A 25438-nucleotide genomic window follows, 5' to 3' on the forward strand; every position below is an offset into this window, starting at 1 on the left:
TCGCCCACTTCGTCGCAATTGACGTCTTATCGAAAAGAAACCGCCCCTCCGTGGGAAGTTACGAGCATTCCGTGACCGAAACGACACGCGTTGTGATCACTGGGCCCGGCTGCGCAGCACCGTGAACAGATAGGCACACGCCAGCGTGACCAGGGACAACGTCAATGCGGCACCCAAGGGTTGAGCGATCAGGCGGGCCGCCGCGACGAGATAACGGTCTCCGCCGAAGGGCCACTGCAGCAGGAGCATGTGGCGCAACCGGACGGGCAGGCCGGGCGCGAGCCGCGTCGCCGCCGACCCGCCCAGCGCCCACTGCAGGAGCGGTGCGACGATCACGGGCACGGCGAGCACGGCCGCGACGCCCGCCGCGGTCGAGCGGAACAGACCCGCGGCCAGGACACCGGCCCAGGCACAGCCGACCACGAGCCCCGTCCAACTGGCACCCAGCCAGAGCCAGTCGCCCGGCACCCCGGTGAGTTCCGCCCCGTAGACGACGTAGAGCACCTCGGCGTCGCAGCCGATCGCGAGGAAGGCCAGGGCGAGCGCGGTGGCGGTGGCGACGAGGAGTTTCGCGGCGAGCAGCCCCAGCCGCCGGGGCACGGTGCCGCGGTCCGCCGCCAGCGCGGGATGGCGGAACTCGTCGCCGAAGGACAGCGCGCCGAGCAGGCCCGCGCCGAGGGCCGCGGGCGGGAGCGGCAGCAGCTGCGGCCAGCCGGCCAGCAGCCGCGGCTGCGGGGTGTGCCCGACCCGGCCCAGGAGCAGCGCCGTCAGGGCGGAGAGGGCGAGGACGACGGCCCCGGTGACGAATCCAGTGCCGATACCGGCGGCGCGGCGCAGCTCGTAGCGCAGGGGGCGGAGAGGGCCGGCGCCGGGCCGGACGCAGATGGGTGGCGGCACGGCGAACCCGTCCCACCTGGCCGCCTCGGCCGGACGTGGCGTCGGGATGGGTGTCTGCGCGGTGGCGGAAGGGGGCGCCCCGGGGAGGTTCCGGTGGCGGAGCGGCCAGACCGGCCGGCCCGTACGCGCCGGGGCTTCCCGGGCCGCCGGGCGCCAGGGTGCGGTTCGGGTGCCGCGACGGAGCGAGTCGGCGGCCGGGACCGATCCGGCCGCCGGGAGGGGGGTGTCCGCGAGCGTGCGCCATGTTCGATCTTGCGTTCGATTGGACCGCGGATCTGTACGAGCGGATCCGGCCGGGGCATCCGCGTGCGCGGAACTGGCGGGTGCCCGCCTGCCGACGGGTCCGGTCGGTAGGTCGGCGCGGACGGGTGCAGTCGGGGAGCCGGCGCCGGCGGGCCCGGGGCGAAGGTCGCTGCGGGCGGACGCGGCCTGCGGGCCGGCATGGGCAGGCCCGGCGTCAAGGTCGCTGCGGGCGGACGCGGCCTGCGGGCCGGTACGGGCGGGCCCGGGCCGAAGGTCGCCACGGGCGGACGCAGCCTGCGAGTCGGCATGGGCAGACCCGGGGCGAAGGTCGCTGCGGGCGGACGCGGCCTGCGGGCCGGCATGGGCGGGCCCGGCGTCAAGGTCGCTGCGGGCGGACACGGCCTGCGGGCCGGCATGGGCGGGCCCGGCGTCAAGGTCGCTGCGGGCGGACGCGGCCTGCGGGCCGGCATGGGCGGGCCCGGCGTCAAGGTCGCTGCGGGCGGACGCGGCCTGCGGGCCGGCATGGGCGGGCCCGGCGTCAAGGTCGCTGCGGGCGGACGCGGCCTGCGGGCCGGCATGGGCGGGCCCGGGCCGAAGATCGCCACGGGCGGACGCAGCCTGCGAGTCGGCATGGGCAGACCCGGGGCGAAGATCGCCACGGGCGGACGCAGCCTGCGAGTCGGTGTAGGCGGGCCCGGCCTGGAGATGGCTGCGGGCGGGTGCGGTCTGGAGGCCGGCGCGGGCAGGCCCGGCTTGGACGTCGGCGCGGGCAGGTTGGGCCTGGACGTCGGTACGGGCGGGCGCGGTCTTGAGGTCGGTTCGGGCCGGCGCGGTGGGGACGTACGCGCGGTCGGGCTCTCCCTTCCCGACCGTGCCGCCGGAGCCGTTGAGGGACGGTGCGTGCACGGGTGCCGACGTGCCCGCCTCTTGCCCCGGCGCCCCGGGGTCCACGCGGCGTGCGTGCGCGGGAAGGGCCCGGGCGGCGGGTGCGTGAGGGGAAGCGGCCGCCGATTCCGCGGTGGCGGGCGCGTCGCCGGCGCGGTCGGCCCCCGACCGGCTGTCCGGACGGACGGTGACGGCGCCGTCCGCGGAACACGGCGTGGCAGGGGCCATGTCCTTGCGTACGCCGGAGGATGCCGCAGCGCCTTCGCCCCCGTGCGCGGCGGTGCGGGTGTTGTCCCCGCGCTCCGCCGCGGGCGTTTCGGCGGTGGGTGCGATCGCACCGGCGTCCTCCGCCCGTACCTCGACGAAGACGTCGTCCGTCCGTCCAGTACCGGGGGCGCGGGCCGCACGGGCCGGTACCGGCGCCCCATGGGAACACCCGCCACCGGCGCCGTCCGGGCGTGCGGGGACGGGGCCGTCCTGCGGACGAGCGGGGGCGGGGGTCTTCGGGTCGCGTACCGCGTGGGAGGCCGTGGGCGTCGGCGTGGTCCCGGGCCGCTCCGTTCCGCTCCGCTTCTCCTCGCCGCCGGGGAAGCGGGGGTCGACGGGACGGCGGTCTCCGGCGGCGGGCTCCCTCACTCCCGCAGGGGCGGCCTGCCCGGAGACCTGCACCTTCTCGGGGGCCACCGACGGCACCGCCGGCACCTCGGGCCGTTCGGCGGTCTGTGACGCACTCGCGGGCGCCGGTCCGGCACCGGGCCCCATGTCACCCACCTCGTCGGCGAGTTGGTGGACGAGGATGCCGTGCCGGAACGCGGCCTCACCGACGTCGGCGCACGTACTGCCGTAGACGGACAGCCGGTTGTCGTCCTCCCTGACGACCTCCACCGAGCGGCGCTGGGTGCGGGCCTCCTTGGTGAGCAGGGCCGCGAGGCGGGTGGCATGGGGGCTGCGGACGGCGACCCGGGGGCGCAGCCGGTGGCGGCCGAAGTCCGCGGCGGCCTGGTCGGCGACGATCCTGCCCCGGTCGAGCGTGACGACGCGGTCGGCCGTGCGCGCGGCCTCCTTGGGATCCGCCGTCGTGTAGAGGACCGTGCCGCCCTGGGCGGCGTGGGCCCGCAGCATGCCGTGCAGCCAACGCCTTTCCCGTCCGGAGATTCCGTCGGCCGGTTCGTCGAGGACGAGGGTGTGCGGGTCGGCCAGCAGCGCGCAGGCCAGCCCGAGGCGGCGGTCCGTTCCGCGGGAGAGGGTGCCCAGGCGCTCCTCGCGCAGGCTGACGAGGCCGACCACCTCGAGGACTTCGTCGGCACGCCGGGCCGGGACACCGGCCGCGGCGCACAGCATGCGCAGGTGGCCGCGGACCGTGCGGGACGGGTGTCCCGGGACCTCACCCAGGAGGACACCGACCTCATGCGACGGATGCGGGATGCGGTGCAGGGGTCGGCCCTTGAAGTACGTGATGCCACGGCCCGGTTGGAGTTCGAGCATGAGTCTGAGCGTCGTCGTCTTGCCCGCGCCCGACTGCCCGAGGAGCGCGGTGACACGACCCGCGTGCGCTTCGAACGAGACGTCGTCGACTGCGGGCGGAAGGTCCTTGCGGTGGTCGCTGGTCAGTCCGAAGGCCTGGATCACCCGCAGCAAGATAGCGCGTTATGCCCCTTTTTCCCGGTATCGCGACGCATCTTTGGTCGGCTCCCGCGCCAGCACTCGGCCCCGTGTTCGCCGTTCGCAAGGAGGATCGGCACACCGGGCCGGGATCGCCGGCCCGATTCCGCCTGGCCGCGCGCGCCGCGGTCAGACCTCGGGGCGCAGCATCGGGGGGTTCAGATACGTGGCGCCGCCGGCCCGGAAGAGCTGGGCGGGCCTGCCGCCCTGGCGCGTGGTCGTCCCGCCGGTCGGCACCAGGAAGCCCGGGGTACCCGTCACCTTGCGGTGGAAGTTGCGCGGATCCAGCGCCACGCCCCACACCGCCTCGTAGACGCGGCGCAGCTCACCGACGGTGAATTCGGGCGGGCAGAACGCGGTCGCCAGCGACGAGTACTCGATCTTGGAGCGGGCACGCTCCACTCCGTCCGCCAGGATCTGCGCGTGATCGAAGGCGAGCGGCGCCACCGGCTCGCCGTCACGGCCGTACCCGTCCTGCGCCAGCAGTTCCTCGACGGGCGCCCAGCGCGCGTTGCTGGCGTCGCCACCCGCCCGGGGCGCGGGCAGGTCGGGGGCGAGCGCGAGGTGGGCGACGCTGACGACGCGCATCCGGGGGTCGCGCTTGGGGTCGCCGTAGGTGGCGAGCTGTTCGAGGTGGGCGCCGTGGTCCTGGACGGGGACGGAAGGGTCGTGCGCGCGCAGCCCGGTCTCCTCGGCCAGCTCGCGCGCCGCGGCCTGCGCGAGATCCTCGTCTGCCCGCACGAAGCCTCCGGGAAGCGCCCAGCGCCCCTGGAAGGGCTGTTCGCCCCTGCGGACCGCCAGCGCGCACAGGGCATGGCGGCGCACGGTCAGCACGACCAGGTCCACGGTCACGGCGAAGGGCGGAAAGGCTGACGGGTCGTAGGGCATGCCGCGATCATAGTCGTCTGCCTGACGATAAACACGCCCTTCGTGCGACGCTTCGCCGACTGGTCCGCATCGGCCGCGCCCATGGTCCGTACCCGCGGCCGGCCGTCGCGCGCTCCCGTTCCGTCCCAGGCCACGTGTTCGTTTGCAGGCCTTCCGCCGCCTCCTCCACCAGCGCGGCCCCGTGCCGGCCGACCCGTACGGAGAAGGGGGCGCCGGCGACCCGCAGCCCGGTCAGGCGGACCTCCCCGCACGGTGCCGTGCGCACGGGACGGAGCGTGACCGTCCGGGCCGGGACGTCGGGGCGGACGCCCGCGAGGGTGGTCAGCAGCAGGATCCCCGCGGCCGCGGACGTGGCCGCGGGGCGGCACGCGGCGGGGTGGGGAACGGGGACGCCGAGGCCGGTGCGCTGCTCCCCCGCGTACATCCCGGGCAGCCGGTGCCCGAAGGCCTCGGCGGCGGCCCGTACGCCCCGCAGCAGGGAGCCCGCCTCCTCTGCGTAACCGGCGGCGGCCAGACCGGCGACGGCGACGGCCGTCTCCTGGACGCGCACGGCACCCGTGCGATGGCCGAACGGGTTGCAGCCCGGCTCCTCGGCCCCCGCGCGGTGGAGATCGCCAGGCCGGGAAAGGCGACGCGGATCAGGGCCGTGCGTGCCGATTCCTCCCGTCTCACGCACCCCTCATCAGGACCTCCCTCCGGCACCTTCCGTGGCGTCGTCGCCGGTGTCCCCCTGCGGTCGAACGGCATCGCGGCGCCGTACCCCGTCCTCCGCGAGGGCTCGCGGACGGACAGGGGCGGTCCGCGGACCGCCCGGGTGGGCGCCGTCGGATCGTGCGGTGGCCGGACGCTGGCCGTCCTGGCAGGGAAGACCGGGGCCCGGCCGGTTCAGCCGTGTCCGGCGCCGGCGACGGGGCAGCGAGGACAGTCCAGGCACCTGAGCTGTGCTGTCACGACCGGTCGCGTCCCGTCGTCCGCCGGCCTCCCCGCCATCCCCGCCATCGCCGCACTCGGCGTTCACGCTCGCCGGGGCCGCCGCGGCGCGATGCGTCATACCGGCGGACTTTCCGCCTGCCGGGGCCTCGGCTCGCGCCTCGGAAGGCCCACCCGGCCCTTCGTTCGCCGCGGTACGGTCTTCTCCGCTCGCCGGGCAGCCGGCTCCTCCGGGTACCGGGGTACCGCCCTCCCCCGGCTCCGGGCCGTCGGCGCCCATGCCACCATCGGCGTCCCTTCCGGCCGTCCGCCGTGTCCGTGCCTCCCGTTCGGCGCGCAGGCAGCGCCGGACGGACTCCGGGTCCAGACCTTCGTTGCAGGCCTGGTGCAGGAGGCGCGCGAACAGGTAGTGGGGGTCCGCGCCCAGCGCCATCGCCAGGGCCTCCCGGGCCTCGATGCCGTCGCCGGTCGACCAGGCTACCCAGCCCGCCAGCGTGAGCGGTGCCGCCGCGTGCTCGCCGTACGGACCGACGCAGCGGCGGGCCAGGGCTCGCCAGAGACGGAGGGCGGCACCCGCCTCGTCGCCCTCCATCCACTCGGCCGCGCGGTCGCGGGTCGTGCGGTCCTGCAGGCCGAGGATCAGCGCCGCGGCCTCCTCACAGGAGAGCAGGGCGTCGTCGCGCAGGTCGGCCGGGGCGATACCGGCGACCCCGGGCGCTTCGGCGAAGCGCCGCATGACGCCCTCGGCGAGGCACAGGGTCTCCTCGGCCACCTCCGCCCGGCTCGCGTCGTCGAGGATCCTGGGCACCAGTGCCAGCCCGGCGGCGTCGAGTGCGATCTCCTGCTCCCGTGCCGCGAAGGTCTCGCGGGGAAGCAGCCGGGCGCGCAGTTCGCTCAGGCTGCCGCGCACCTGGATACCGGCGTAGGCGGCCGCCGCGGCGAGCACGGAGGTCCCGGGCAGGCCCATCGGCAGCCCGTCCTCGGGACAGCAGGAGTCCGTCGGGCAGCAGTAGGACCAGAAGCGGCCGTCGGAGATGCACAGCGCCTCGATCACCGGCACGTCGAGGCGTCCGCACTCCAGGCGCAGTTTGTGCGCCAGGGGTTCCAGTCGCCGCATGACCTGCCGTCCCGACTCGCCCGCCGCGGGCTCCTGACAGAGGAAGGCGACCATCTGCCCGGGCTTGGCGCCCTTGCGCTCGCTGCCCGTGATCAGACCGTGGGCGAGCTGCCGGGCCGCCGACGGCCAGTCGTCCACGCTCGTGGGGATGCCGAGCCTTGCCCTGCCGCCGAACCGGCCACGCCCGCCCTGGTCGTGCAGGGCGACCAGGACGACGCTGTCCTCCGGCCGGTAGCCGAGCAGGTACGGCAGGGCGTCCGCGAGCTCTGCCGGGGTGCGGAGGGTGACCTGGTGTTCCGCGCCGTGTCCGTCGTACGTGAAGCACTCGGCCCGCACCTCCGGGCCGCCCTCGGGGCGTCCGTTCGCCGTGGTCCCGCCGTCCGCGTGGCGCGACACGGGCGCCGTCGCCGCCCGGCCGCCCGCCGGTTCTCCGTGCACCGCGGGACCGCCGCCCGCTGCCGCGCCACGGACCGTGGCGTCGCGCGCATGGCCCCCGGCTCCGTCGTGTACCGCGACCCCGTCGCGTACTCCCCGCCGGTCCCGCGGTTCTCGCTCGTCCCGCGCTTCCCGCCCGTCGCGTACCGGATACCCACTCGGGCCGGTTCGCGCCGCGATGTCGCCGTTTTCAGCAGTTTCGGATGATCCGGTCGTTTCGCCGTGGTTCGTCATGCGCCGACGATCTCGCGAAACGACGGACTCCGCTTCGCCCTGTGGACAACTCGGACCAGGGACACGTCAAACCGGGCCGGCGGCTCGGCGCCGCGCGGGTTGTCCACAGGCCCAGGTCCCGTTTGTCGGCGCCGTCCTGTTGTATGGAACGCATGGAGCACACGAGCAACGCGGATCTCCGAGCGGCGGCCGACGCGGTCCTCGCCCGGCTCGTCGGCGACGACACCGGCACCGCCCGGCTGCGCGAGGACCAGTGGCGGGCGATCGAGGCACTGGTCGCCGAGCGCCGCCGCGCCCTCGTCGTCCAGCGCACGGGCTGGGGCAAGTCCGCGGTCTACTTCGTGGCGACCTCCCTGCTGCGGGCGCGGGGCAGCGGCCCCACGGTGATCGTCTCCCCACTGCTCGCGCTGATGCGCAACCAGGTGGACGCCGCGTCCCGCGCCGGCATCCACGCCCGGACCATCAACTCGGCGAACACCGAGGAGTGGGACACCGTCCAGGGCGAGATCGCCGCCGGCGAGGTCGACGTCCTGCTGGTCAGCCCGGAGCGGCTCAACAACCCGGACTTCCGCGACCAGGTCCTGCCCAAGCTCGCGGCCGCGACCGGCCTCCTCGTCGTGGACGAGGCCCACTGCATCTCCGACTGGGGCCACGACTTCCGCCCGGACTACCGGCGGCTGCGCACGATGCTCACCGAGCTGTCCCCGGGCGTCCCCGTGCTGGCGACGACCGCCACGGCCAACGCGCGCGTGACCGCCGACGTCGCCGAGCAGCTGGGCACCGGCGGGACCTCGGACGCCCTGGTGCTGCGCGGCCCGCTGGACCGGGAGAGCCTCAGCCTGAACGTGCTGCGCCTGCCGGACGCCGCGCACCGGATGGCATGGCTGGCCGACCACCTCGACGACCTGCCGGGGTCCGGGATCGTCTACACGCTCACCGTGGCCGCCGCCGAGGAGGTGACGGCCTTCCTGCGGCAGCGCGGGCACGCGGTCGCCTCCTATACGGGCAAGACGGAGAACGCCGAGCGGCAGCAGGCGGAGGACGACCTCCTCGGGAACAGGGTGAAGGCGCTGGTCGCCACCTCCGCACTGGGCATGGGCTTCGACAAGCCCGACCTCGGCTTCGTCGTGCACCTCGGCTCGCCGTCCTCCCCCATCGCCTACTACCAGCAGGTGGGGCGCGCCGGCCGCGGTGTCGAGCACGCCGAGGTGCTGCTCCTGCCGGGGAAGGAGGACGAGGCGATCTGGGAGTACTTCGCCTCACTGGCCTTCCCCTCCGAAGAGGTGGTGCGCCGCACGCTCGACGTGCTGGCCCGCGCGGACAGACCGCTGTCGCTGCCCGCTCTGGAGCCCCTGGTCGAACTGCGCCGCTCCCGCCTGGAGGCCATGCTCAAGGTCCTCGACGTGGACGGGGCGGTCAGGCGGGTCAAGGGCGGCTGGGTGGCGACCGGGCAACCGTGGACGTACGACGCGGAGCGGTACGCCTGGGTCGCCCGGCAGCGGAAGACCGAGCAGCAGGCGATGCGCGAGTACGCGGCGACGACGGACTGCCGGATGGAGTTCCTGCAGCACCGGCTCGACGACGAGAGCGCCAAGCCGTGCGGCCGGTGCGACAACTGCGCGGGCGCCCGCTTCACCGCCGACCTGTCGACGGCCGCGCTGGACGCGGCGCGCGTCGATCTCGGACGGGCCGGCGTCGAGGTGGAGCCCCGCCGGATGTGGCCGACCGGCCTCCCGGCGATCGGCGTCGACCTCAAGGGGCGTATCCCGGCCGCCGAACAGGCCGCCCCGGGACGCGCGCTGGGCCGTCTGTCGGACATCGGCTGGGGCAACCGGCTGCGGCCGATGCTCGCGCCCGACGCGCCCGACGGCCCCGTGCCGGAGGACGTGGCGAGGGCCGTGGTCGGCGTGCTGGCCGACTGGGCCAGGGGACCCGGTGGCTGGGCCACGGGGGCGCCGGACGCGCCGCCACGCCCGGTCGGGGTCGTCACCGTGGCCTCGCGGACCCGGCCCCGCCTGGTCCACTCCCTGGGCGCGCACGTCGCCGAGGTCGGGCGGCTGCCGCTCCTCGGCACCCTGGAGTACGCGGCCGACGGGCCCCGCCTGCCCCGCAGCAACAGCGCCCAGCGCCTGAAGTCACTTCACGGGGCACTGACCGTCCCGGCCGATCTCGCCTCCGCGCTCGACGGCGTCCCGGGACCGGTGTTCCTCGTGGACGACTGGACCGAGACCGGCTGGACCCTCGCGGTCGCCGCGCGCCTGCTCAGGAGATCGGGAGCGCAGGACGTGCTGCCACTGGTCCTGGCCGTGCGGGGATGAACGCAGTCGCGGCCCGTCCTCGGCCGAGGCTGCTGAGGGTCCCAGCTGCCGGCCCCCGCTCCGCCGCGCCGCGAGGGCGCGGCGGTGCGGAATTCCCCCGTTCCCGCGCTGCCCGTGGGGCGGACTCTCCGACCGGGCTGCCGGCACGGCGGGAACATGCCGGACCCGACACGGCAGGCGTCACACGGAGGCTCCCTGGGTAGGGATATAAGCCACGGGTCAGCCGAAAAGGACCGGCGGCTTCAATTGCTCGTTGCCGCATCCCAGTTCGACAGGAAGAATTGAAGTCCGCTCCCCGCACGGCCCGGCCGTGTCCGGTAGGGCTCTGCTGCGGTGCGCGGTCCCCCGAATCCGACCCCGCCCGCAGTGTGGGCGCGTAGCCGAAGGGAGGAACGTGACCTTCGGATTCGCTCCGTCCTCGGCGGCGTCGTTGTCGACGTCCGCCGCCTCCGCCCACCGTGTGCTCGAACCCGCGGAGTGGGCCGCCGCGGGCATCCCCCTGCTGCGCGACCCCCGGGACGTGGTCAGCGGACTGCACGCCCGGCACCATCCCAGGCCGGGAACCGCCGTCATCGCGGTGCTCGACCCGGACGAACGACTGCGGGCGAGCGCCTCGTTCATCCCGCGTCCGGCTCCCGCCGACGGCTGGATGTTCCGCAACGTGCTGCTCGCCCAGTTGCGCCGGGTCATCCCGCACGACCTGCGGCGCCGCACTCCGGTGCGCACCGCCGTACTCCTCTACTGCCGCGAGGGCGACGCGCGTTGGACGGAGGAGGACGGGGCCTGGATGTGGGGACTGCGTGACGCCTGCACGCTGCACGGGCTGCGCTGCGGGGCGTACGTCACGCTCACCCGGGACGGCTGGCAGGTCCTCGGCGAGGGGCGCGGAGGCCGCCGGCCGAACGCCGACTCCCCGCCGGAGCCCCTCGGCAGCGCCGAGACACCGCCCCCGCCGCCGCGCACCGGGGGCGCGCCGTCGGACGTCCTGCGCCGAGCGGCGGCCCGCTGAGGCAGGCGCCCGGGGCCCGTCCGGCCACGGCCGTCATCGCCGTGGCCCGCACGTCCGCCGTCGGTGCGGCGGACCCTGTCCGCGCCGTCCGGAAGGGAGCGGCCGGCGAAACGGACGGTCCGCAGACACGGTCCGCGTTTCCCGCCGCGCTTCGCCGCCATGTCCGGCGGCGTCGGCTCCGCCGTCACCGCTGCGCGCCCCGCGTCCGGGCGACCGCTCGACCGCGGTCGGGGTCCGGCCCGGCAAGGGGTCGTCGGCGGACCCGCCCCCGCGGGTCCTGTGGTCCGGCCGGGTGAACGGCCCGCCGGACCATGGGAACCGCCGGGCACGGGAAGCGCCCGGCACGCACCGCCCGCCCCACCCGGGTTCCGTGTTCAACGCCCTTCCGTCTACACGGGAACCGGGCGAATCCGGGCTTCCAGGGGAAACGGTTCCGCACCGCCCACCGGACGTGCCACGCCACCACCCGCTCCGGTCACGCCGGAACCGGCCGGCCGCCGCACCCTGGAGAGTCGGGCGACCCGGGCGGCCCCGGCGACAGCGCGCCGTACGGCTGCCCGCACGGCGCGGACGCGGCTCAGACGCCCGCGCCCAGCACCGCGTTGATCTGCTGCGGGTCGCCGCAGACGATCAGCAGGGCACCGGCCCGGGTGTGCGCCAGCGGCAGGACCGTGGCGGCCGCCGTCTCGGGGCCGCCGTTGACGGCGACCACGACGACCGGACGGGACCCGGCACGGGAGGCGAGGGCGGCGTCCGTGTAGAAGACGTCGTCGCCCGCGTCGTGCTGCGCCCAGTAGGACGCCTCGCCGAAGGACAGCTCATGGGCGGCCCACGGGTGCGGCTCGCCGGTGGTGATCACCAGGACGTCGCCGGGGGCGCGGCCCGACTCCAGAAGCAGGTCGACCGCTTCCTCGGCGGCGTCGAGGGCGCCGTCGACGGGGGCGGGGATCAGCTGGATCTGCGGGGCCGCCGGTGCCGCCGGAGCGGCGGGCCTCGACGGTCCGGGCCTGGCCGCCGCTCCCTCCCGCGGCGCACGTTGCACCGGCGGCGCGGGGCGCAGGGGCCCGGGACGGCCGGGGCGCGGCGGAGCCGCGGGGCGGGGGCCGGGGACGGGACGGGGGGTCGGCGCGGTGCGGCCGGTGGCCGGAGTGGCGCGGGGACCCTGGGCACTCTCGTGAATCTGAGGCTCCTCGGGAAGGAGAGGCATGGGCTGATGTCTATCAAACGTCGGTACGGCCCGCGTGGGCGGGTGGCACATCGGAACGGGCGGAATCGTCAGAAGTCGAAGCCGAGCTGACCCTCGATCCCCGGAACGTTTCCCTCCGCCCAGCTGCGGACCTTCTTGAGGTGCCGCCACCGGGGCAGCGCATCAAGATACGCCCACGACAGCCGGTGGTACGGGGTGGGCCCCCGCTCCGCCAGCGCCGCCCTGTGCACGGGCGACGGATAGCCGGCGTTGGCCGCGAAGGCGAAGTCTGCGTGGTCCGCGCCCAGTTCGGCCATCATCTTGTCGCGGTGGACCTTGGCGATGACCGAGGCGGCGGCGACCGCCACGCACGACTGGTCGCCCTTGATGACCGTGCGCACCTTCCAGGGCGTGCCGAGGTAGTCGTGCTTGCCGTCGAGGATGACTGCGTCGGGGCGCACGGGCAGCGCCTCCAGGGCGCGCACCGCCGCCAGCCGCAGCGCGGCCGTCATGCCCAGGTCGTCGATCTCCTCCGGGGAGGCGTGCCCGAGGGCGTAGGCGGTCACCCACGCCTGCAGCACCTCGGCGAGTTCGGTCCGCCGTTTCACGGTGAGCAGTTTGGAGTCGGTGAGGCCGACGGGCGGCCGGCGCAGTCCGGTGACCGCCGCGCAGACGGTGACGGGGCCGGCCCACGCGCCGCGCCCCACCTCGTCGACACCGGCAATGACCTTCGCTCCGGTCGTGGCCCGCAGGGAGCGCTCGACGGTGTGGGTAGGGGGTTCGTACGGCATGGCGCCCCTAGCGTACGCCGCCCCGATCCGGCCGCGACACCCCGGTTTCCCCGCGCTCCCCGGCGAGGGTGCGCGCGTGCCGTCAGGGACCGGCCGGCCGCAGCAGCGGAAGCATCAGACGGTCGATCAGCTCCTCCAGTTCCGGGTCGCTCCATTCGCTGCCGCACATCTTGGAGCGGTACATCATCATGACCGGGATGGCGTCGAGGGCGTAGCCGTCGACGGCGTCGCGGCGGACCCATCCCCTTGCGATCCCCCGGGTGATCACGTCTCGGAGCAACGTGACGGTGGGCTGGGCCACCCCTTCGACGATCACGCCGTGGAAGCGTTCCACCTGCGCAGGATGCATTCGTGAATCACAGCGCGAAGGGCGAAGCCGGGCAGCGAGAACATGGCCGCGCGGGCCCGGCGGCACAGCGCGAGGAGGTCCTCCCGCACGCTGCCCAGGTCCGGCGCCTCGTCGAGCCGGGGCAGGCCGGCCTGCAGGGCGTCCGCGACGAGAACCTCCTTGGAGGGCCAGCGGCGGTAGACGGCGGCCTTGCCGGTCTGCGCGACGGCGGCCACCCCGTCCATGGCCAGGCCCTTCCAGCCGACGGTGCCGAGCTGCTCCAGCGCGGCGTCGAGGATCGCGCGTTCGAGCACGGCGCCGCGTCGGCGCGGGGCGGCCGGCCGAGCGGGGGCTGCCGTCCGGCGGGAGGTGACCATCTTCGCCTACACGTTGACCCTCGGCGGCACGGCGGGGCCGGGCATCGGCTGGTCCCGCCCGGCCCGCGGCGAGCCTCACGCGGACGCCGGCACCCACCGCGGCAGGGGCTCCGTGCGCCGCACCCACTCCTCTGGCGGGGCGCCCGCACCGGACGAGGCGAGCACCCCGCCCACGACGGCGCACGTGGTGTCCACGTCACCGCCGGCCCGGACGGTCGTCCAGAACGCTTCCTCGTAGTCGCCGCGGGCCCGCGCGGCCGACCACAGCGCGAAGGGCACCGTGTCGTGCGCCGACGTGCGCCGTCCGCAGCCGAGGACGGCGGCGACGGTGGCCACGTCCGCGTAGTCGAGCATGTCGCGGGCGCGCCGCAGACCGGCGCCGACGGCGCTCCTGGCCGGCACGAGGGCGATGACGCCGTCGAGCAGCGCCCCGGCATCGGGGGGACCCGCCGGGGACGCGTTCAGCGCGGCGGCCGCCGCGACGGCCATGGCGCCGACGACGGCCTCGCGGTGCTGGTGCGTGGGGTAGGCGGAGATCTCGGCCTGGTGGGTGGCCTGCTCCGGGTCGTCCGCGTACCAGGCGCCGAGCGGGGCGATCCGGGTCGCGGCTCCGCTGCCCCACGATCCGAGGCCCTTGAACAAGGCGGGCGCGAGGACCTTCCAGTCACCGCCCTCGCGCAGCCGGTCCAGCAGCCTGGCCGTCCCCGCGCCGTAACCCCGGCCGGCGCCGTGGTGCTCGGCGAGCGACCGGGCCAGGGCGTCCTGGTCGACGCGCTGGTGCGCGGCCAGGACGGCGACCACGGAACACGCCATCTCCGTGTCGTCCGTCCACCGCCACGGACCGGGCGGCAGCGCACGGCTGCGGAGCAGCGGGTAGTGCGCCGGGACGAGGAACCGCGAGCCCAGCGCGTCTCCCACCGCCAGTCCGCGCAGGCTCGCCAGGGCACGCTCCAGGCGCCCGCCGGGGAAGGGGTCAGAGGTCATCGCTTCGCCACTTTATCCGGTGATTCCGTACGGTTCCGGATCCCGCCACCGGTCGAACGGCCGGTCCAGCGTGTACCGGCCGTCGTCCCCGAGGACGAGGGTGCGCATCTCGCCGTTGCCCGGGTTGGACAGGGACTCGAACTCGGCGACCGTCCAGTGGAACCAGCGCATGCAGAACAGCCGCATCGCCAGGCCGTGCGTCACGAGCAGCACGTTGGGCGGATGGTCCGGCGCCTCGAAGCTGCGGAAGAGGCTCTCCAGGAAGCCGCCCACCCGGTCGTAGACGTCGGCGCCGGACTCGCCCTGGGCGAAGCGGTAGAAGAAGTGCCCGTAGGCGTCCCGGTAGGCCTTCTGCAGGCGCACGTCGTCGCGGTCCTGCCAGTTCCCCCAGTCCTGCTCGCGCAGCCGGGGTTCCTCCCGCACCCGTACGAGGTCGGGGTCGAGGTGGAAGGCGCGCAGGGTCTCATGGGTGCGGCGGTAGGGCGACACGTAGACGCTCACGCGCTCCCGCCCGAACACCTCCCGCAGCGTCTTGCCCGCCTCCTCTGCCTGCTGCCGGCCGCGCTCGGTCAGTGCCAGGGCGTGGTCGGGCTCGCGTTCGTACACGGAGTCATCAACATTGCCCGTTGACTCGCCGTGCCGGACAAGGACGATGCGCCGTGGTCGTGCCATGCCAAAACACTAGATCGGGTGACGGCCGATCGAAGACTCGAAGCGGCCCCGTACGGCGTAGGTCACACAGTGCGGTAGCCGTGCGCCACACAGCGCACACGGCCACCGCACGGAATCCCACCCTCCGCGGTCATACCGTCCAGCTCGGTTCGAGCTCGACGATGTCGCCCGTCATGGCCGCGACGTCGGCCTCCGTCTGGGCCCGCAGCGCGAGCCGCTCGATGCGCTCGGCGCGGTACTTGCCGTGCTCGGCGGACGACTGCCACATCGACAGCACCAGGAACTCGTTGCCCGGCGCCTCGCCGAACAGACCGCGGACCATGCCGGGCGAGCCGGCCATCGCCGGGTTCCACACCTTCTCCTGCATCAGCGTGAAGTGCTCGGCGCGCTCCTCGTGCACCCGGCACAGGGCCACCCGCAGCAGGTCGGCGTCCGTGAAGCGCGGCTCGAAGCCCGTCTTCACGTCGAAGCGGTGGTCGAAGAGCCTGACCCGCGCGTCCTTGAACGTGCCGGCCTGGGCCGCGGCCAGCCGGTCGTGGGAGCGGGCCATGAAGGAGTCGTAGAAGGCACGGCTCTCCCAGAAGGCGACGATGTGCGCCACCCCCGGCCGCACCCGGCTCCACCCGCCGCCCTGTCCCCGGAAACCCGGCTCCCCCGGCAGCCCCGCCCACTTCCGCTGCCCGCGTTCAAAACCGCGGCGGTCCACCACGGTGCAGCGAATCCACTTGACCAGCACCGCGCCATGGTAAGGCCAGGGAGCGCGACGCCGGCCACGCTCGCGGGGACAGCACCCGCGCACGGGCACCCGCGTACGTGGCACGATGGACAACGAGCCTCTGGCGCCGGGAAGTTGGGGCAGGGGGAGGCACAGGACCGGCGAGAAGGGGGAGTCCGTGAGCGGGCTCAGCAAGGGAATCCGCAAGGTCGAGGTCGCGCTGAGGTGGGATCCGAGTCCGTCGGGGCAGCCGCCGACCGACCTGGACCTGGTGGCCGCGACCTACACGGCGGGCGACATGCACGGGACGCCCGCCTACGTGGTGCACTTCGACAGCCGCTCGCCCGACGGCACGATCTACCTCAACCGGGACAGCACGGACGGCCAGGGCTTCGGCTGGGACGAGGTGATGACGCTGGAGCTCGGACGGCTCGACGGCCGGTACGCGCGCGTGCTGGTCGGCGCCGTCATCCAGCAGCGGAACGGACACCGCACCTTCGTCGACGTCCTCAACCCGGGGCTGCGCATCCGCGAGGGCTACTCCGTGCTGGCCCAGGACGACTTCGGCGGCATACTCGGCGCGACCGCGGCGACCGTGGCGGAGTTCGTGCGGGACGAGGACGGCAACTGGGTCTTCCGGCCCGGTCTGAAGGGCTTCGACGACGACCCGGCCGACTTCGTGCGCACCATGGGCGGCGCGCACCCGTCCTGACCGGGCAACGGGGAAGGGGCGCCGGCCGAAGCCGGCGCCCCTTCTCACCTCGCGGCCGGATCAGCTGCAGCCGCTGGTCGAGCCGCAGCCCTCGCAGATGTAGCACGAACCGGCGCGCTGCATCTTCGTGCCGCAGGAGAAGCACAGCGGGGCGTCGGCCTGGATGCCCAGCTGCATCTCCACCAGTTCGGCGCTGGTGTGCGCCTGCTGCGGGGCCGGCCTGGCCGCCTCGGCGTCGGCCTTCGGCGTGGCGACGGCCTTGAGGTCGGTCTGGCGCGGCGCCGACTGGGCCAGGCCCTCGACGTCCACCTCGTCCTCGTCGATGGACGGCTCGTACGAACCGGTCTCCAGGTGGCGCTGGCGCTCCTCGGCGGAGTGGATGCCGAGGGCGGAGCGCGTCTCGAACGGCAGGAAGTCCAGCGCCAGGCGGCGGAAGATGTAATCGACGATCGACTGCGCCATCCGCACGTCCGGGTCGTCCGTCATGCCGGCCGGCTCGAAGCGCATGTTGGTGAACTTCGAGACGTACGTCTCCAGCGGCACGCCGTACTGCAGGCCCACCGAGACGGCGATCGAGAAGGCGTCCATCATGCCCGCGAGGGTCGAGCCCTGCTTGGACATCTTCAGGAAGACCTCGCCGAGACCGTCGTCCGGGTAGGAGTTGGCGGTCATGTAGCCCTCGGCGCCGCCGACGGTGAAGGAGGTGGTGATGCCGGGACGCCCCTTCGGGAGACGCTTGCGCACGGGGCGGTACTCGACCACCTTCTCGACCGCGGCCTGCGGCTCCTCGGCGGTCTCGGTCTTCGTCTCCTCCTTCTTCTTGGCGGAGAGCGGCTGGCCGACCTTGCAGTTGTCGCGGTAGATCGCGAGCGCCTTGACGCCCAGCTTCCACGCCTCGAAGTAGATCTCCTCGACCTCCTCGACGGTCGCCGTCTCCGGCATGTTGACCGTCTTGGAGATGGCGCCGGAGATCCAGGGCTGGATCGCGGCCATCATGCGGACGTGGCCCATCGGGGAGATGGCGCGCTCGCCCATGGCGCAGTCGAACACCTCGTAGTGCTCCTGCTTGAGACCGGGGGCGTCGATCACGTTGCCGTGCTCGGCGATGTGGGCGACGATCGCCTCGATCTGCTCCTCCTGGTAGCCCAGGCGGCGCAGGGCCTGCGGGACGGTGCCGTTGACGATCTGCATCGAGCCGCCGCCGACCAGCTTCTTGAACTTCACCAGCGCGAGGTCCGGCTCGACACCGGTGGTGTCGCAGGACATGGCGAGGCCGATGGTGCCGGTCGGCGCGAGGACGGAGGCCTGGGAGTTGCGGAATCCGTTCTTCTCACCGAGGCGCAGCACGTCCTGCCAGGCCTCCGTGGCGGCGGCCCAGACCGGGGTGTCCAGGTCGTCCATGCGCACGGCGGTGGCGTTGGCGTCGGCGTGCTGCTCCATCACGCGCAGGTGCGGCTGGGCGTTGCGGGCGTAGCCGTCGTACGGGCCGACGACCGCGGCCAGCTCGGCGGAGCGCTTGTACGCGGTGCCGGTCATCAGGGAGGTGATGGCACCGGCCAGGGCCCGGCCGCCGTCGGAGTCGTAGGCGTGGCCGGTCGCCATCAGCAGGGCGCCGAGGTTGGCGTAGCCGATGCCGAGCTGGCGGAAGGCGCGGGTGTTCTCGCCGATCTTCTGGGTCGGGAAGTCGGCGAAGCAGATGGAGATGTCCATCGCCGTGATGACCAGCTCGACGACCTTCTGGAAGCGCTGGACGTCGAACGACTGGTCGCCCTTGCCGTCGTCGTCGAGGAACTTCATCAGGTTCAGCGAGGCCAGGTTGCAGGACGTGTTGTCCAGGTGCATGTACTCGCTGCAGGGGTTCGAGCCGTTGATGCGGCCGGACTCCGGGCAGGTGTGCCAGTGGTTGATGGTGTCGTCGTACTGGATGCCCGGGTCGGCGCAGGCCCAGGCGGCCTCGGCCATCTTGCGGAAGAGGGACTTGGCGTCGACCTCCTCGATGACCTCGCCGGTCATGCGGGCCCGCAGGCCGAACCTGCCGCCCTGCTCGACCGCCTTCATGAACGTGTCGTTCACGCGGACCGAGTTGTTGGCGTTCTGGTACTGGACGGACGTGATGTCGTCGCCGCCCAGGTCCATGTCGAAGCCCGCGTCGCGCAGGGCGCGGATCTTCTCCTCCTCCTTGACCTTGGTCTCGATGAAGTCCTCCACGTCGGGGTGGTCGACGTCGAGGATGACCATCTTCGCGGCGCGGCGGGTGGCACCGCCGGACTTGATGGTGCCGGCGGAGGCGTCGGCGCCGCGCATGAAGGAGACGGGACCGGAGGCGTTGCCGCCGGAGGAGAGCAGCTCCTTGGAGGAGCGGATGCGGGAGAGGTTCAGGCCGGCGCCGGAGCCGCCCTTGAAGATCATCCCCTCTTCCTTGTACCAGTCGAGGATGGACTCCATGGAGTCGTCGACGGAGAGGATGAAGCAGGCGGAGACCTGCTGGGGCTGCGGGGTGCCGACGTTGAACCAGACCGGGCTGTTGAAGCTGAAGATCTGGTGCAGGAGGGCGTAGGCGAGCTCGTGCTCGAAGATCTCGGCGTCGGCGGGCGAGGCGAAGTACTTGTAGTCCTCACCGGCCTTCCGGTAGGTCTTCACGATGCGGTCGATCAGCTGCCGGAGGCTGGTCTCGCGCTGCGGGGTGCCGACGGCACCGCGGAAGTACTTGCTGGTGACGATGTTGACCGCGTTCACCGACCAGAAGTCGGGGAACTCGACGCCGCGCTGCTCGAAGTTGACCGAGCCGTCGCGCCAGTTGGTCATGACGACGTCACGGCGCTCCCAGGCCACCTCGTCGTACGGGTGCACGCCGGGGGTCGTGTGGATGCGCTCGATGTGCAGCCCCTTGGTGCCCGTCCTGCCGCCCTTGGCGCGGGCACCTCGTGCCGGACCGCTCGCCGTCTCTGTCATGCCGCCTCCCTGTACGGGCGAAAACGCCCTGAAGTGCCCCGTTCTTCCAGGGCACGGTGTTCTGTCTGGTGCTGCGGACGCCCTCACGTCTCCGCCCGCAACAGGTCCTGTCTCGCCGCCGCACGGCCGGTCCGGACACGCCCGGGCCGGCCCGCCGATCAGTCGGCGGCACTCGCGGGCAGGGGGACCTCAGCCGTCCCCGCGGACCCGCGATCGTCTTCCCGGCTCCCCGCGCCGGCGTCGCCGCCGTCGTCGCCGTACGGGCGCCGCGCGCCCTCCCTGAGTTCCGCGACGGCGGCCTCGAAGTCCTCGAGCGAGTCGAAGGCCCGGTAGACCGAGGCGAAGCGCAGATAGGCGACGAGGTCGAGCTCCTGCAAGGGACCGAGTATGGCCAGTCCCACGTCATGGGCGGCCACCTCGGCGCTTCCGCTGGCCCGTACGGCCTCCTCGACCCGCTGGCCGAGCAGCGCGAGCGCGTCCTCCGTGACCGGCCGCCCCTGGCACGCCTTGCGCACGCCGTTGATGACCTTGGTACGGCTGAAGGGCTCGGTGACCCCGGACCGCTTCACCACCATCAGTGAGCACGTCTCCACGGTCGTGAACCGGCGGGAGCACTCGGGGCACTGGCGGCGCCTGCGGATCGACGTGCCGTCGTCGGTCGTACGACTGTCGACCACGCGGCTGTCGGGGTGCCTGCAGAAGGGGCAGTGCATGGACTCCAACCCTCCTCACAGCAGACTCAATAGCCTCGTCAGGGCTCAGGAGCCCCGCGAAGCAGCCCCAAGCATAGGCGATGATCGAGGGGCCGGAGACCCGGGGGACCACAACACTTGGGCTGCTGTAGCCATCCAACCACTACATGTGGGGGATTGGCTCGCACATACGTGTGAAGGGCCCCGTGTCGCGGACGGAACGGCGCGCCGGCGCACGTCCCCGTCCGGGCGCGGCGGGCATCGTCTGCCCCCGGGGCGCCGCGGGAAACACGGCGGTGCGCACCCGTACCGCGCGGCGGTCCGGCGGGGATACCGTGAGCGCCCCACGAAAGATCCGTGCCACTCGCCAACACAGCGGGAGCGGGTCCCCGGCGAAGGGGGCACCGGATGGCAGACTGGGGCGGCACCCACGAGGTCGCCACCCCGGCGGTGAAGAGTACAACCATGCGCCCTTTCGCACGCCGGGCACCGTAGGCCATACACCAGCACACATGATCAAGTCAGACGATCCGCCGTTTTTCACTCGAACGTGTGTTTGGCGCAACCTTTCGAAACCATCTACCGTTGTGCAGCAGGGAGACCATCGAGAGGGGCCGACGTGACCACCACCGCAGACAGTGCCACCATCACTGCCCAGGACCGCTCCCAGGGCCGACTGGAGCCGGTGCACGCGATGAACGAAGCCACGAATCCCGAGGGGCACAAGCGCTCCCTGCCGGGCCGACCTCCAGGGATCCGGGCGGACAGCTCCGGACTGACCGACCGGCAGCGCCGGGTGATCGAGGTCATCCGGGACTCGGTGCAGCGTCGTGGCTACCCGCCGTCGATGCGGGAGATCGGTCAGGCCGTCGGCCTCTCCAGCACCTCCTCGGTCGCGCACCAGCTGATGGCGCTCGAGCGCAAGGGCTTCCTGCGCCGCGACCCGCACCGCCCCCGGGCGTACGAGGTCCGCGGCTCCGACCAGGCCGCCACGGTGCAGCCCACGGACACGGCGGGCAAGCCCGCCGCGTCCTACGTCCCCCTCGTGGGCCGGATCGCGGCCGGTGGCCCGATCCTGGCCGAGGAGTCGGTCGAGGACGTCTTCCCGCTCCCCCGGCAACTGGTCGGCGACGGCGAGCTGTTCGTCCTGAAGGTCGTCGGCGACTCGATGATCGAGGCGGCGATCTGTGACGGCGACTGGGTCACGGTCCGCCGCCAGCCCGTCGCGGAGAACGGCGACATCGTGGCCGCCATGCTGGACGGCGAGGCCACCGTCAAGCGCTTCAAGCGCGAGGACGGCCACGTGTGGCTCCTCCCGCACAACTCGGCCTACGAGCCGATCCCCGGTGACGACGCGACCATCCTCGGCAAGGTGGTGGCCGTACTGCGGCGCGTCTGACCCCCCGAGACCGGGCCCCGGAACCTCTGCGCCGGTTCCGGGGCCCTGTGCTGTGCTGAAGTGCTGTGCCGGGACCGGATGAGGTGCCGTGCCGGGGCCGGCGACGGACCTCCTCCCGGTCGTGGGGTGGCGCGTCCCGGGCCTGCGGACGCGCCACCCCACGATCACTTCTCCTCCGCCTGCCGCGCCGCCGCGTCGATCGCGGCCAGCGACCTGCGGACCTGGTTGCGGTCCGTGGTGAACCAGAAGTCGGGCAGCGACGCCTTGAGGAAGCCGCCGTAGCGGGCCGTCGCCAGCCGCTGGTCCAGCACCGCCACCACACCGCGGTCCCCCGTGGCCCGTACGAGACGGCCGGCGCCCTGCGCCATCAGCAGCGCCGCGTGCGTGGCGGCCACCGCCATGAAGCCGTTGCCGCCCGCGTCCTCCACGGCCTTCTGCCGGGCGCTCATCAGCGGGTCGTCCGGGCGCGGGAACGGGATCTTGTCCATGACGACCAGCTGGCAGCTGGGGCCGGGGACGTCGACGCCCTGCCACAGGGACAGGGTGCCGAACAGGCAGGTCCTCGGGTCCGCCGCGAAGTTCTTGATCAGCTCGCCCAGTGTCTCCTCGCCCTGGAGGAGGATCGGGAACTCGGGGATCCGGGTGCGCAGCTCCTCCGCGGCCAGCTGGGCGGCGCGCATCGACGAGAACAGGCCCAGCGTCCGGCCGCCCGCGGCCTGGATCAGTTCCGTGAGCTCGTCCAGCATGTCCGCCCGGTCGCCGTCCCGCGCCGGACGGGCCAGGTGCTTGGCGACGTACAGGATGCCCTGCTTGCGGTAGTCGAACGGCGAGCCGACGTCCACACCTTTCCACGTCGGCAGGTCGTCCCCCTCCGTGCCCTCCGGGGCGAGGCCCAGGGAGGCACCGACGCCGTTGAAGTCGCCGCCGAGCTTGAGGGTGGCCGAGGTCAGGACGACGGAGCGGTCAGCGAAGAGCTTCTCCCGCAGCAGACCCGACACGGACATCGGGGCGACGCGCAGCGAGGCGCCGAACCGGTCGTGGCGCTCGTACCAGACGACGTCCCACTCGGACCCGTTGGTGATCCGCTCCGCCACGTCGTGCACGGTCTCCACCGAGGCCAGTGCCTGCTTGCGGACCGCGTCCTCGTCCTGGACGGACTTGTCGCGGGTCGAGCCGAGCCCGGAGATCACGTTGCGGGAGGCGTCGCGCAGCGCGAGCAGCGCGTAGCCGAGGTCCTCCGGGATCTCCTCCAGGCGGCCCGGCAGGGCGAGCTCCATCAGCCGCTCGAAGCCCTCGGCCGCGGTCTGGAGCTGGTCGGCGACCTTCTCGTCGACCAGCTTCGCCGCCCGGCGCACCGCGCGGTTGACCTGGCCGGGCGTGAGCTCGCCGGTGGCGACCCCGGTCACCCGGGAGACCAGCTCGTGCGCCTCGTCGACGATCAGCACCTCGTGCTGCGGCAGGACCGGTGCGCCCTCGATGGCGTCGATCGCGAGCAGCGCGTGATTGGTGACGACGACCTCGGCGAGCTTGGCACGCTCGCGGGCCATCTCGGCGAAGCACTCGGCGCCGTAGGCGCACTTCGAGGCGCCCAGGCACTCCCGGGACGACACCGATACCTGCGCCCAGGCCCGGTCGGACACGCCGGGCGTCAGGTCGTCGCGGTCGCCGTTCTCCGTCTCGTCCGCCCAGTCGCGCAGGCGCAGCAGGTCCTGGCCCAGCTTGCTGGTGGGCGCGGCCGCCTCGAACTGGTCGAACAGGCCCTCCTCCTCGTCCTGCGGCACGCCCTCGTGCAGGCGGTGCAGACACAGGTAGTTCGACCGGCCCTTGAGCATGGCGAACTCGGGGCGGCGGCGCAGCAGCGGGTGCAGGGCCTCCACCGTGCGCGGCAGGTCCCGCTCGACGAGCTGGCGCTGCAGGGCGAGCGTGGCGGTCGCCACGACGACCCGCTCCCCTTGGGCGAGCGCGGGCACCAGGTAGCCCAGTGACTTGCCGGTGCCGGTACCGGCCTGGACCAGCAGGTGCGAACCGTCGTCGATGGCGTCCGCGACGGCTTGGGCCATGGTCACCTGGCCGGGGCGCTCCGTGCCGCCGACGGCGGTGACGGCGGCGTGCAGGAGATCGGGGAGAGAGGGCTTCGTCATAGCGCGACCACCCTACGGCGCGGGACTGACAAACGGGCGATCAAGGCGGGGTTCGAGCGGAACGGATCGGACCGGCTCACAGCCGGTGGCGCAGGGACCGCTCCCTGATCACGAGCGCCGCCCGCTTCGCCGGCAGCTCGGCCTCGCCGAAGAACCGGAAGCCGGCGCTCAGGAAGGCGGCCACGGAGGGCGTGTTGCGCAGGTCGGGCTCCGCGACGACGCGGACGCAGGCGGCGCGCTGGTCCAGCACCAGGTCGGCCACGGCTCTGAGCAGGATGCCGCCCAGTCCCCGGCCCCGGTCGGCGACCCGGCCGAGGAGGAGGTGGACACCGGTGTCGTGCGGCCGGGCCGGGTAGTACCGGGCGAGCGGGTCGAGGTCCGCCCGGTAGATCTCCCAGTAGCTCATCGGTGCGCCGCCGATCAGGCCGAGGCAGGGCACGCTGCGTCCGTCGCCGTCGAGTTGGGCGCGCAGATGGGCCTCGGTCACGCTGCGGGGCCCGGCCAGCTGCCAGAACGCCGCGACGGCGGGGTCGTTCATCCAGCGGCTGACGACCGGGAGGTCGCGGTCGAGGCGGACGCGGACGAGTTCGAACACGCCGGCGGGCGTGTCGACCGGCCCCCAGTCGCCCACGCCGTCGAGCAGGTCCTCCGTGAGGGGCGTGCGGGCGAAGGGGTGCGGTGCGGAGTGCGGCGGGAGCGGGCTGCCACCGCCTTGCGCCACGGCGCCGGTGCGTACGGGGGCCGGTACGGCGGCCGGGCGCTCCGGATCGGCCCCGGGATCGGTGCCGGTCCGGGTCGGGCCCCTGAAGAGCGCGAGGAACTCGTCGGGCAGGTGCAGGTCGAGCGTGTCCTCGACGTCGCCGTCGCTGTGGCCGTCGCTGTCGCTGCCGCCACCGCTGTCGCTGCCGCCCGGCTGGGCAGCGGCAGGGATGTCGGGCACGGCGCCGGCTGCGTCCGAGCCGGTGTCGGGCACGGCGCCGACTGCGTCCGGGCCGGTGTCGGGCACGGCGCCGACTGCGTCCGAGCCGGTGTCGGGCACGGCGCCGACTGCGTCCGAGCCGGTACGGAGGACCGGGTCCGCCGTGCGAAGGCCGGGCGCGGCGCCGGTCGTGTCGGGACCGGGGGTCACCGGGCCCTCCGCGCCGGGGCCGGCGGGCAGCGCCGTGCTCGCGGCGTCCGGGCCGGCGAGGAAGGCCGTACCCGTCTTGTCCGGATCGGTGCGGGAGGACGCGCCGCCCTCCGCGCCGGGGCCGGCGGGCAGCGCCGTGCCCGAGGCGTCCGGGCCGGTGAGGAGGGCCGTGTCCGTCGGGTCCCGGTCGGTGGGGCGGGCGGTGCCGTTCTCGTTCGGGGCGCCGCCGGGAACGGCACCGGGTGGGCCCGCGGGAGCGGTTCCGGAGGCGGGGGCGTGGCCGGCGCCTGTGTCGGCGGGAGGCATGGCGCGCTCCTCTCGGGAGACGGGTGGGGCGTGGCCCTCGGGGACGAACGGAGGCGGGGCAGGGCGCGCGCTAGGTGCGTGCCGCCGGCTCGCGCGCCGACTGGCGCCGCGGGGCGCCCTCGTGGGCACGTGCCCGCGTGGACACGCACCCGTCGGGCGAAGAATCCGTCACGGTCACGGCTCCCTGTCCTCCGGCTCTCCAAGGGCGAGTTGCCGCCATCGGCACGGGAGTCCCGGCCGCGGGCAGCGGGACCCCCACCGCTACAACCCCGGACCGCCCGCACGGTTACGGGTCGCCTCAAGATCCTTGCCGTGACGCAACCGTTGCCGTTCCGTCGGAAGGCCCCCACAGCGAGCGCATAGGGTGTGATGCCGTTCCCGCTCGCCGTGGAAAGCCCTGGGCTCGACCCGAGTCCGGCGGCAGCGCACGGCCGCA

General features: G+C 73.8%; 16 protein-coding genes and 2 pseudogenes. 4 read left to right on the plus strand and 14 right to left on the minus strand.

What is annotated here, in order from left to right; translation table 11 throughout:
* Positions 1-96: 96 nt before the first annotated feature.
* The 4 genes and pseudogenes from ABZ920_RS10490 to ABZ920_RS10505 form a co-directional block, all read right to left on the minus strand.
* On the minus strand, positions 97-3654 hold the full coding sequence (locus tag ABZ920_RS10490; RefSeq protein ID WP_361501313.1) for an ATP-binding cassette domain-containing protein: 3558 nt from the start codon (positions 3652-3654) through the stop codon (positions 97-99).
* Between the two features lie 162 nt (positions 3655-3816).
* Complete coding sequence (locus ABZ920_RS10495) at positions 3817-4575, minus strand: NUDIX hydrolase (protein WP_361501316.1); 759 nt, start codon at positions 4573-4575, stop codon at positions 3817-3819.
* Between the two features lie 142 nt (positions 4576-4717).
* Positions 4718-5173, minus strand: a pseudogene (locus ABZ920_RS10500) (glycogen debranching protein); the annotation flags it as partial.
* Positions 5174-5257: 84 nt separating this feature from the next.
* Complete coding sequence (locus ABZ920_RS10505) at positions 5258-6958, minus strand: DUF4192 domain-containing protein (protein ID WP_361501453.1); 1701 nt, start codon at positions 6956-6958, stop codon at positions 5258-5260.
* Between the two features lie 485 nt (positions 6959-7443).
* Between ABZ920_RS10505 and ABZ920_RS10510 the strand changes: the two genes are divergently transcribed.
* Both ABZ920_RS10510 and ABZ920_RS10515 read left to right on the plus strand, forming a co-directional pair.
* The gene (locus ABZ920_RS10510) at positions 7444-9609 is read left to right on the plus strand and encodes a RecQ family ATP-dependent DNA helicase (RefSeq protein WP_361501319.1); all 2166 of its coding nucleotides are present in this window, start codon (positions 7444-7446) and stop codon (positions 9607-9609) included.
* 394 nt (positions 9610-10003) lie between these two features.
* Entirely contained in the window at positions 10004-10618 is a 615-nt protein-coding gene (locus ABZ920_RS10515; RefSeq protein ID WP_361501322.1) for a hypothetical protein, read from the plus strand.
* A 577-nt stretch (positions 10619-11195) separates the two neighbouring features.
* On the opposite strand, the gene ABZ920_RS10520 is transcribed toward ABZ920_RS10515, so the two are convergent.
* The 6 genes and pseudogenes from ABZ920_RS10520 to ABZ920_RS10545 all read right to left on the minus strand — a co-directional run bounded on the left by ABZ920_RS10520 (position 11196) and on the right by ABZ920_RS10545 (position 15692).
* Positions 11196-11825 (minus strand): hypothetical protein, encoded by a 630-nt coding sequence (locus tag ABZ920_RS10520; RefSeq protein WP_361501325.1) that lies wholly within the window; start codon positions 11823-11825, stop codon positions 11196-11198.
* 68 nt (positions 11826-11893) lie between these two features.
* On the minus strand, positions 11894-12595 hold the full coding sequence (locus ABZ920_RS10525; RefSeq protein ID WP_361501328.1) for a ribonuclease HII: 702 nt from the start codon (positions 12593-12595) through the stop codon (positions 11894-11896).
* Positions 12596-12677: 82 nt separating this feature from the next.
* A pseudogene (locus ABZ920_RS10530) lies at positions 12678-13300 on the minus strand (TetR/AcrR family transcriptional regulator).
* 75 nt (positions 13301-13375) lie between these two features.
* A complete protein-coding gene (locus tag ABZ920_RS10535) occupies positions 13376-14284 on the minus strand; it encodes an ADP-ribosylglycohydrolase family protein (RefSeq protein WP_361501331.1) in 909 nt (302 codons plus the stop codon).
* 12 nt (positions 14285-14296) lie between these two features.
* Positions 14297-14956 carry a histidine phosphatase family protein gene (locus ABZ920_RS10540; RefSeq protein WP_361501334.1) on the minus strand — a complete coding sequence of 220 codons (660 nt, stop codon included), beginning with the start codon at positions 14954-14956 and terminating at the stop codon, positions 14297-14299.
* Between the two features lie 130 nt (positions 14957-15086).
* Positions 15087-15692, minus strand: a complete 606-nt coding sequence (locus ABZ920_RS10545; protein ID WP_361501337.1) for a YdbC family protein — start codon at positions 15690-15692, stop codon at positions 15087-15089.
* A gap of 157 nt (positions 15693-15849) precedes the next feature.
* Here ABZ920_RS10545 and ABZ920_RS10550 point away from each other — a divergent pair, with 157 nt between their 5' ends.
* Entirely contained in the window at positions 15850-16383 is a 534-nt protein-coding gene (locus tag ABZ920_RS10550; RefSeq protein WP_361501340.1) for a TerD family protein, read from the plus strand.
* 60 nt (positions 16384-16443) lie between these two features.
* On the opposite strand, the gene ABZ920_RS10555 is transcribed toward ABZ920_RS10550, so the two are convergent.
* Both ABZ920_RS10555 and nrdR read right to left on the minus strand, forming a co-directional pair.
* Positions 16444-19335, minus strand: coding sequence for a vitamin B12-dependent ribonucleotide reductase (locus ABZ920_RS10555; RefSeq protein WP_361501343.1), 2892 nt, complete (start codon positions 19333-19335; stop codon positions 16444-16446).
* 158 nt (positions 19336-19493) lie between these two features.
* Complete coding sequence (gene nrdR / locus ABZ920_RS10560; RefSeq protein ID WP_361501346.1) at positions 19494-20048, minus strand: transcriptional regulator NrdR; 555 nt, start codon at positions 20046-20048, stop codon at positions 19494-19496.
* A 598-nt stretch (positions 20049-20646) separates the two neighbouring features.
* Between nrdR and lexA the strand changes: the two genes are divergently transcribed.
* Entirely contained in the window at positions 20647-21426 is a 780-nt protein-coding gene (gene lexA, locus ABZ920_RS10565) for a transcriptional repressor LexA (RefSeq protein ID WP_361501349.1), read from the plus strand.
* A gap of 164 nt (positions 21427-21590) precedes the next feature.
* Here lexA and ABZ920_RS10570 read toward each other — a convergent pair whose 3' ends face one another.
* Together ABZ920_RS10570 and ABZ920_RS10575 are read right to left on the minus strand one after the other, a co-directional pair.
* Positions 21591-23567: an ATP-dependent DNA helicase gene (locus tag ABZ920_RS10570; protein ID WP_361501352.1), complete on the minus strand. Its 1977-nt coding sequence runs from the start codon at positions 23565-23567 to the stop codon at positions 21591-21593.
* A gap of 76 nt (positions 23568-23643) precedes the next feature.
* Positions 23644-24507 carry a GNAT family N-acetyltransferase gene (locus tag ABZ920_RS10575; RefSeq protein WP_361501456.1) on the minus strand — a complete coding sequence of 288 codons (864 nt, stop codon included), beginning with the start codon at positions 24505-24507 and terminating at the stop codon, positions 23644-23646.
* Positions 24508-25438: the final 931 nt, after the last annotated feature.

This window comes from Streptomyces sp. NPDC046831 (assembly GCF_040645305.1).
Lineage (GTDB): Bacteria > Actinomycetota > Actinomycetes > Streptomycetales > Streptomycetaceae > Streptomyces.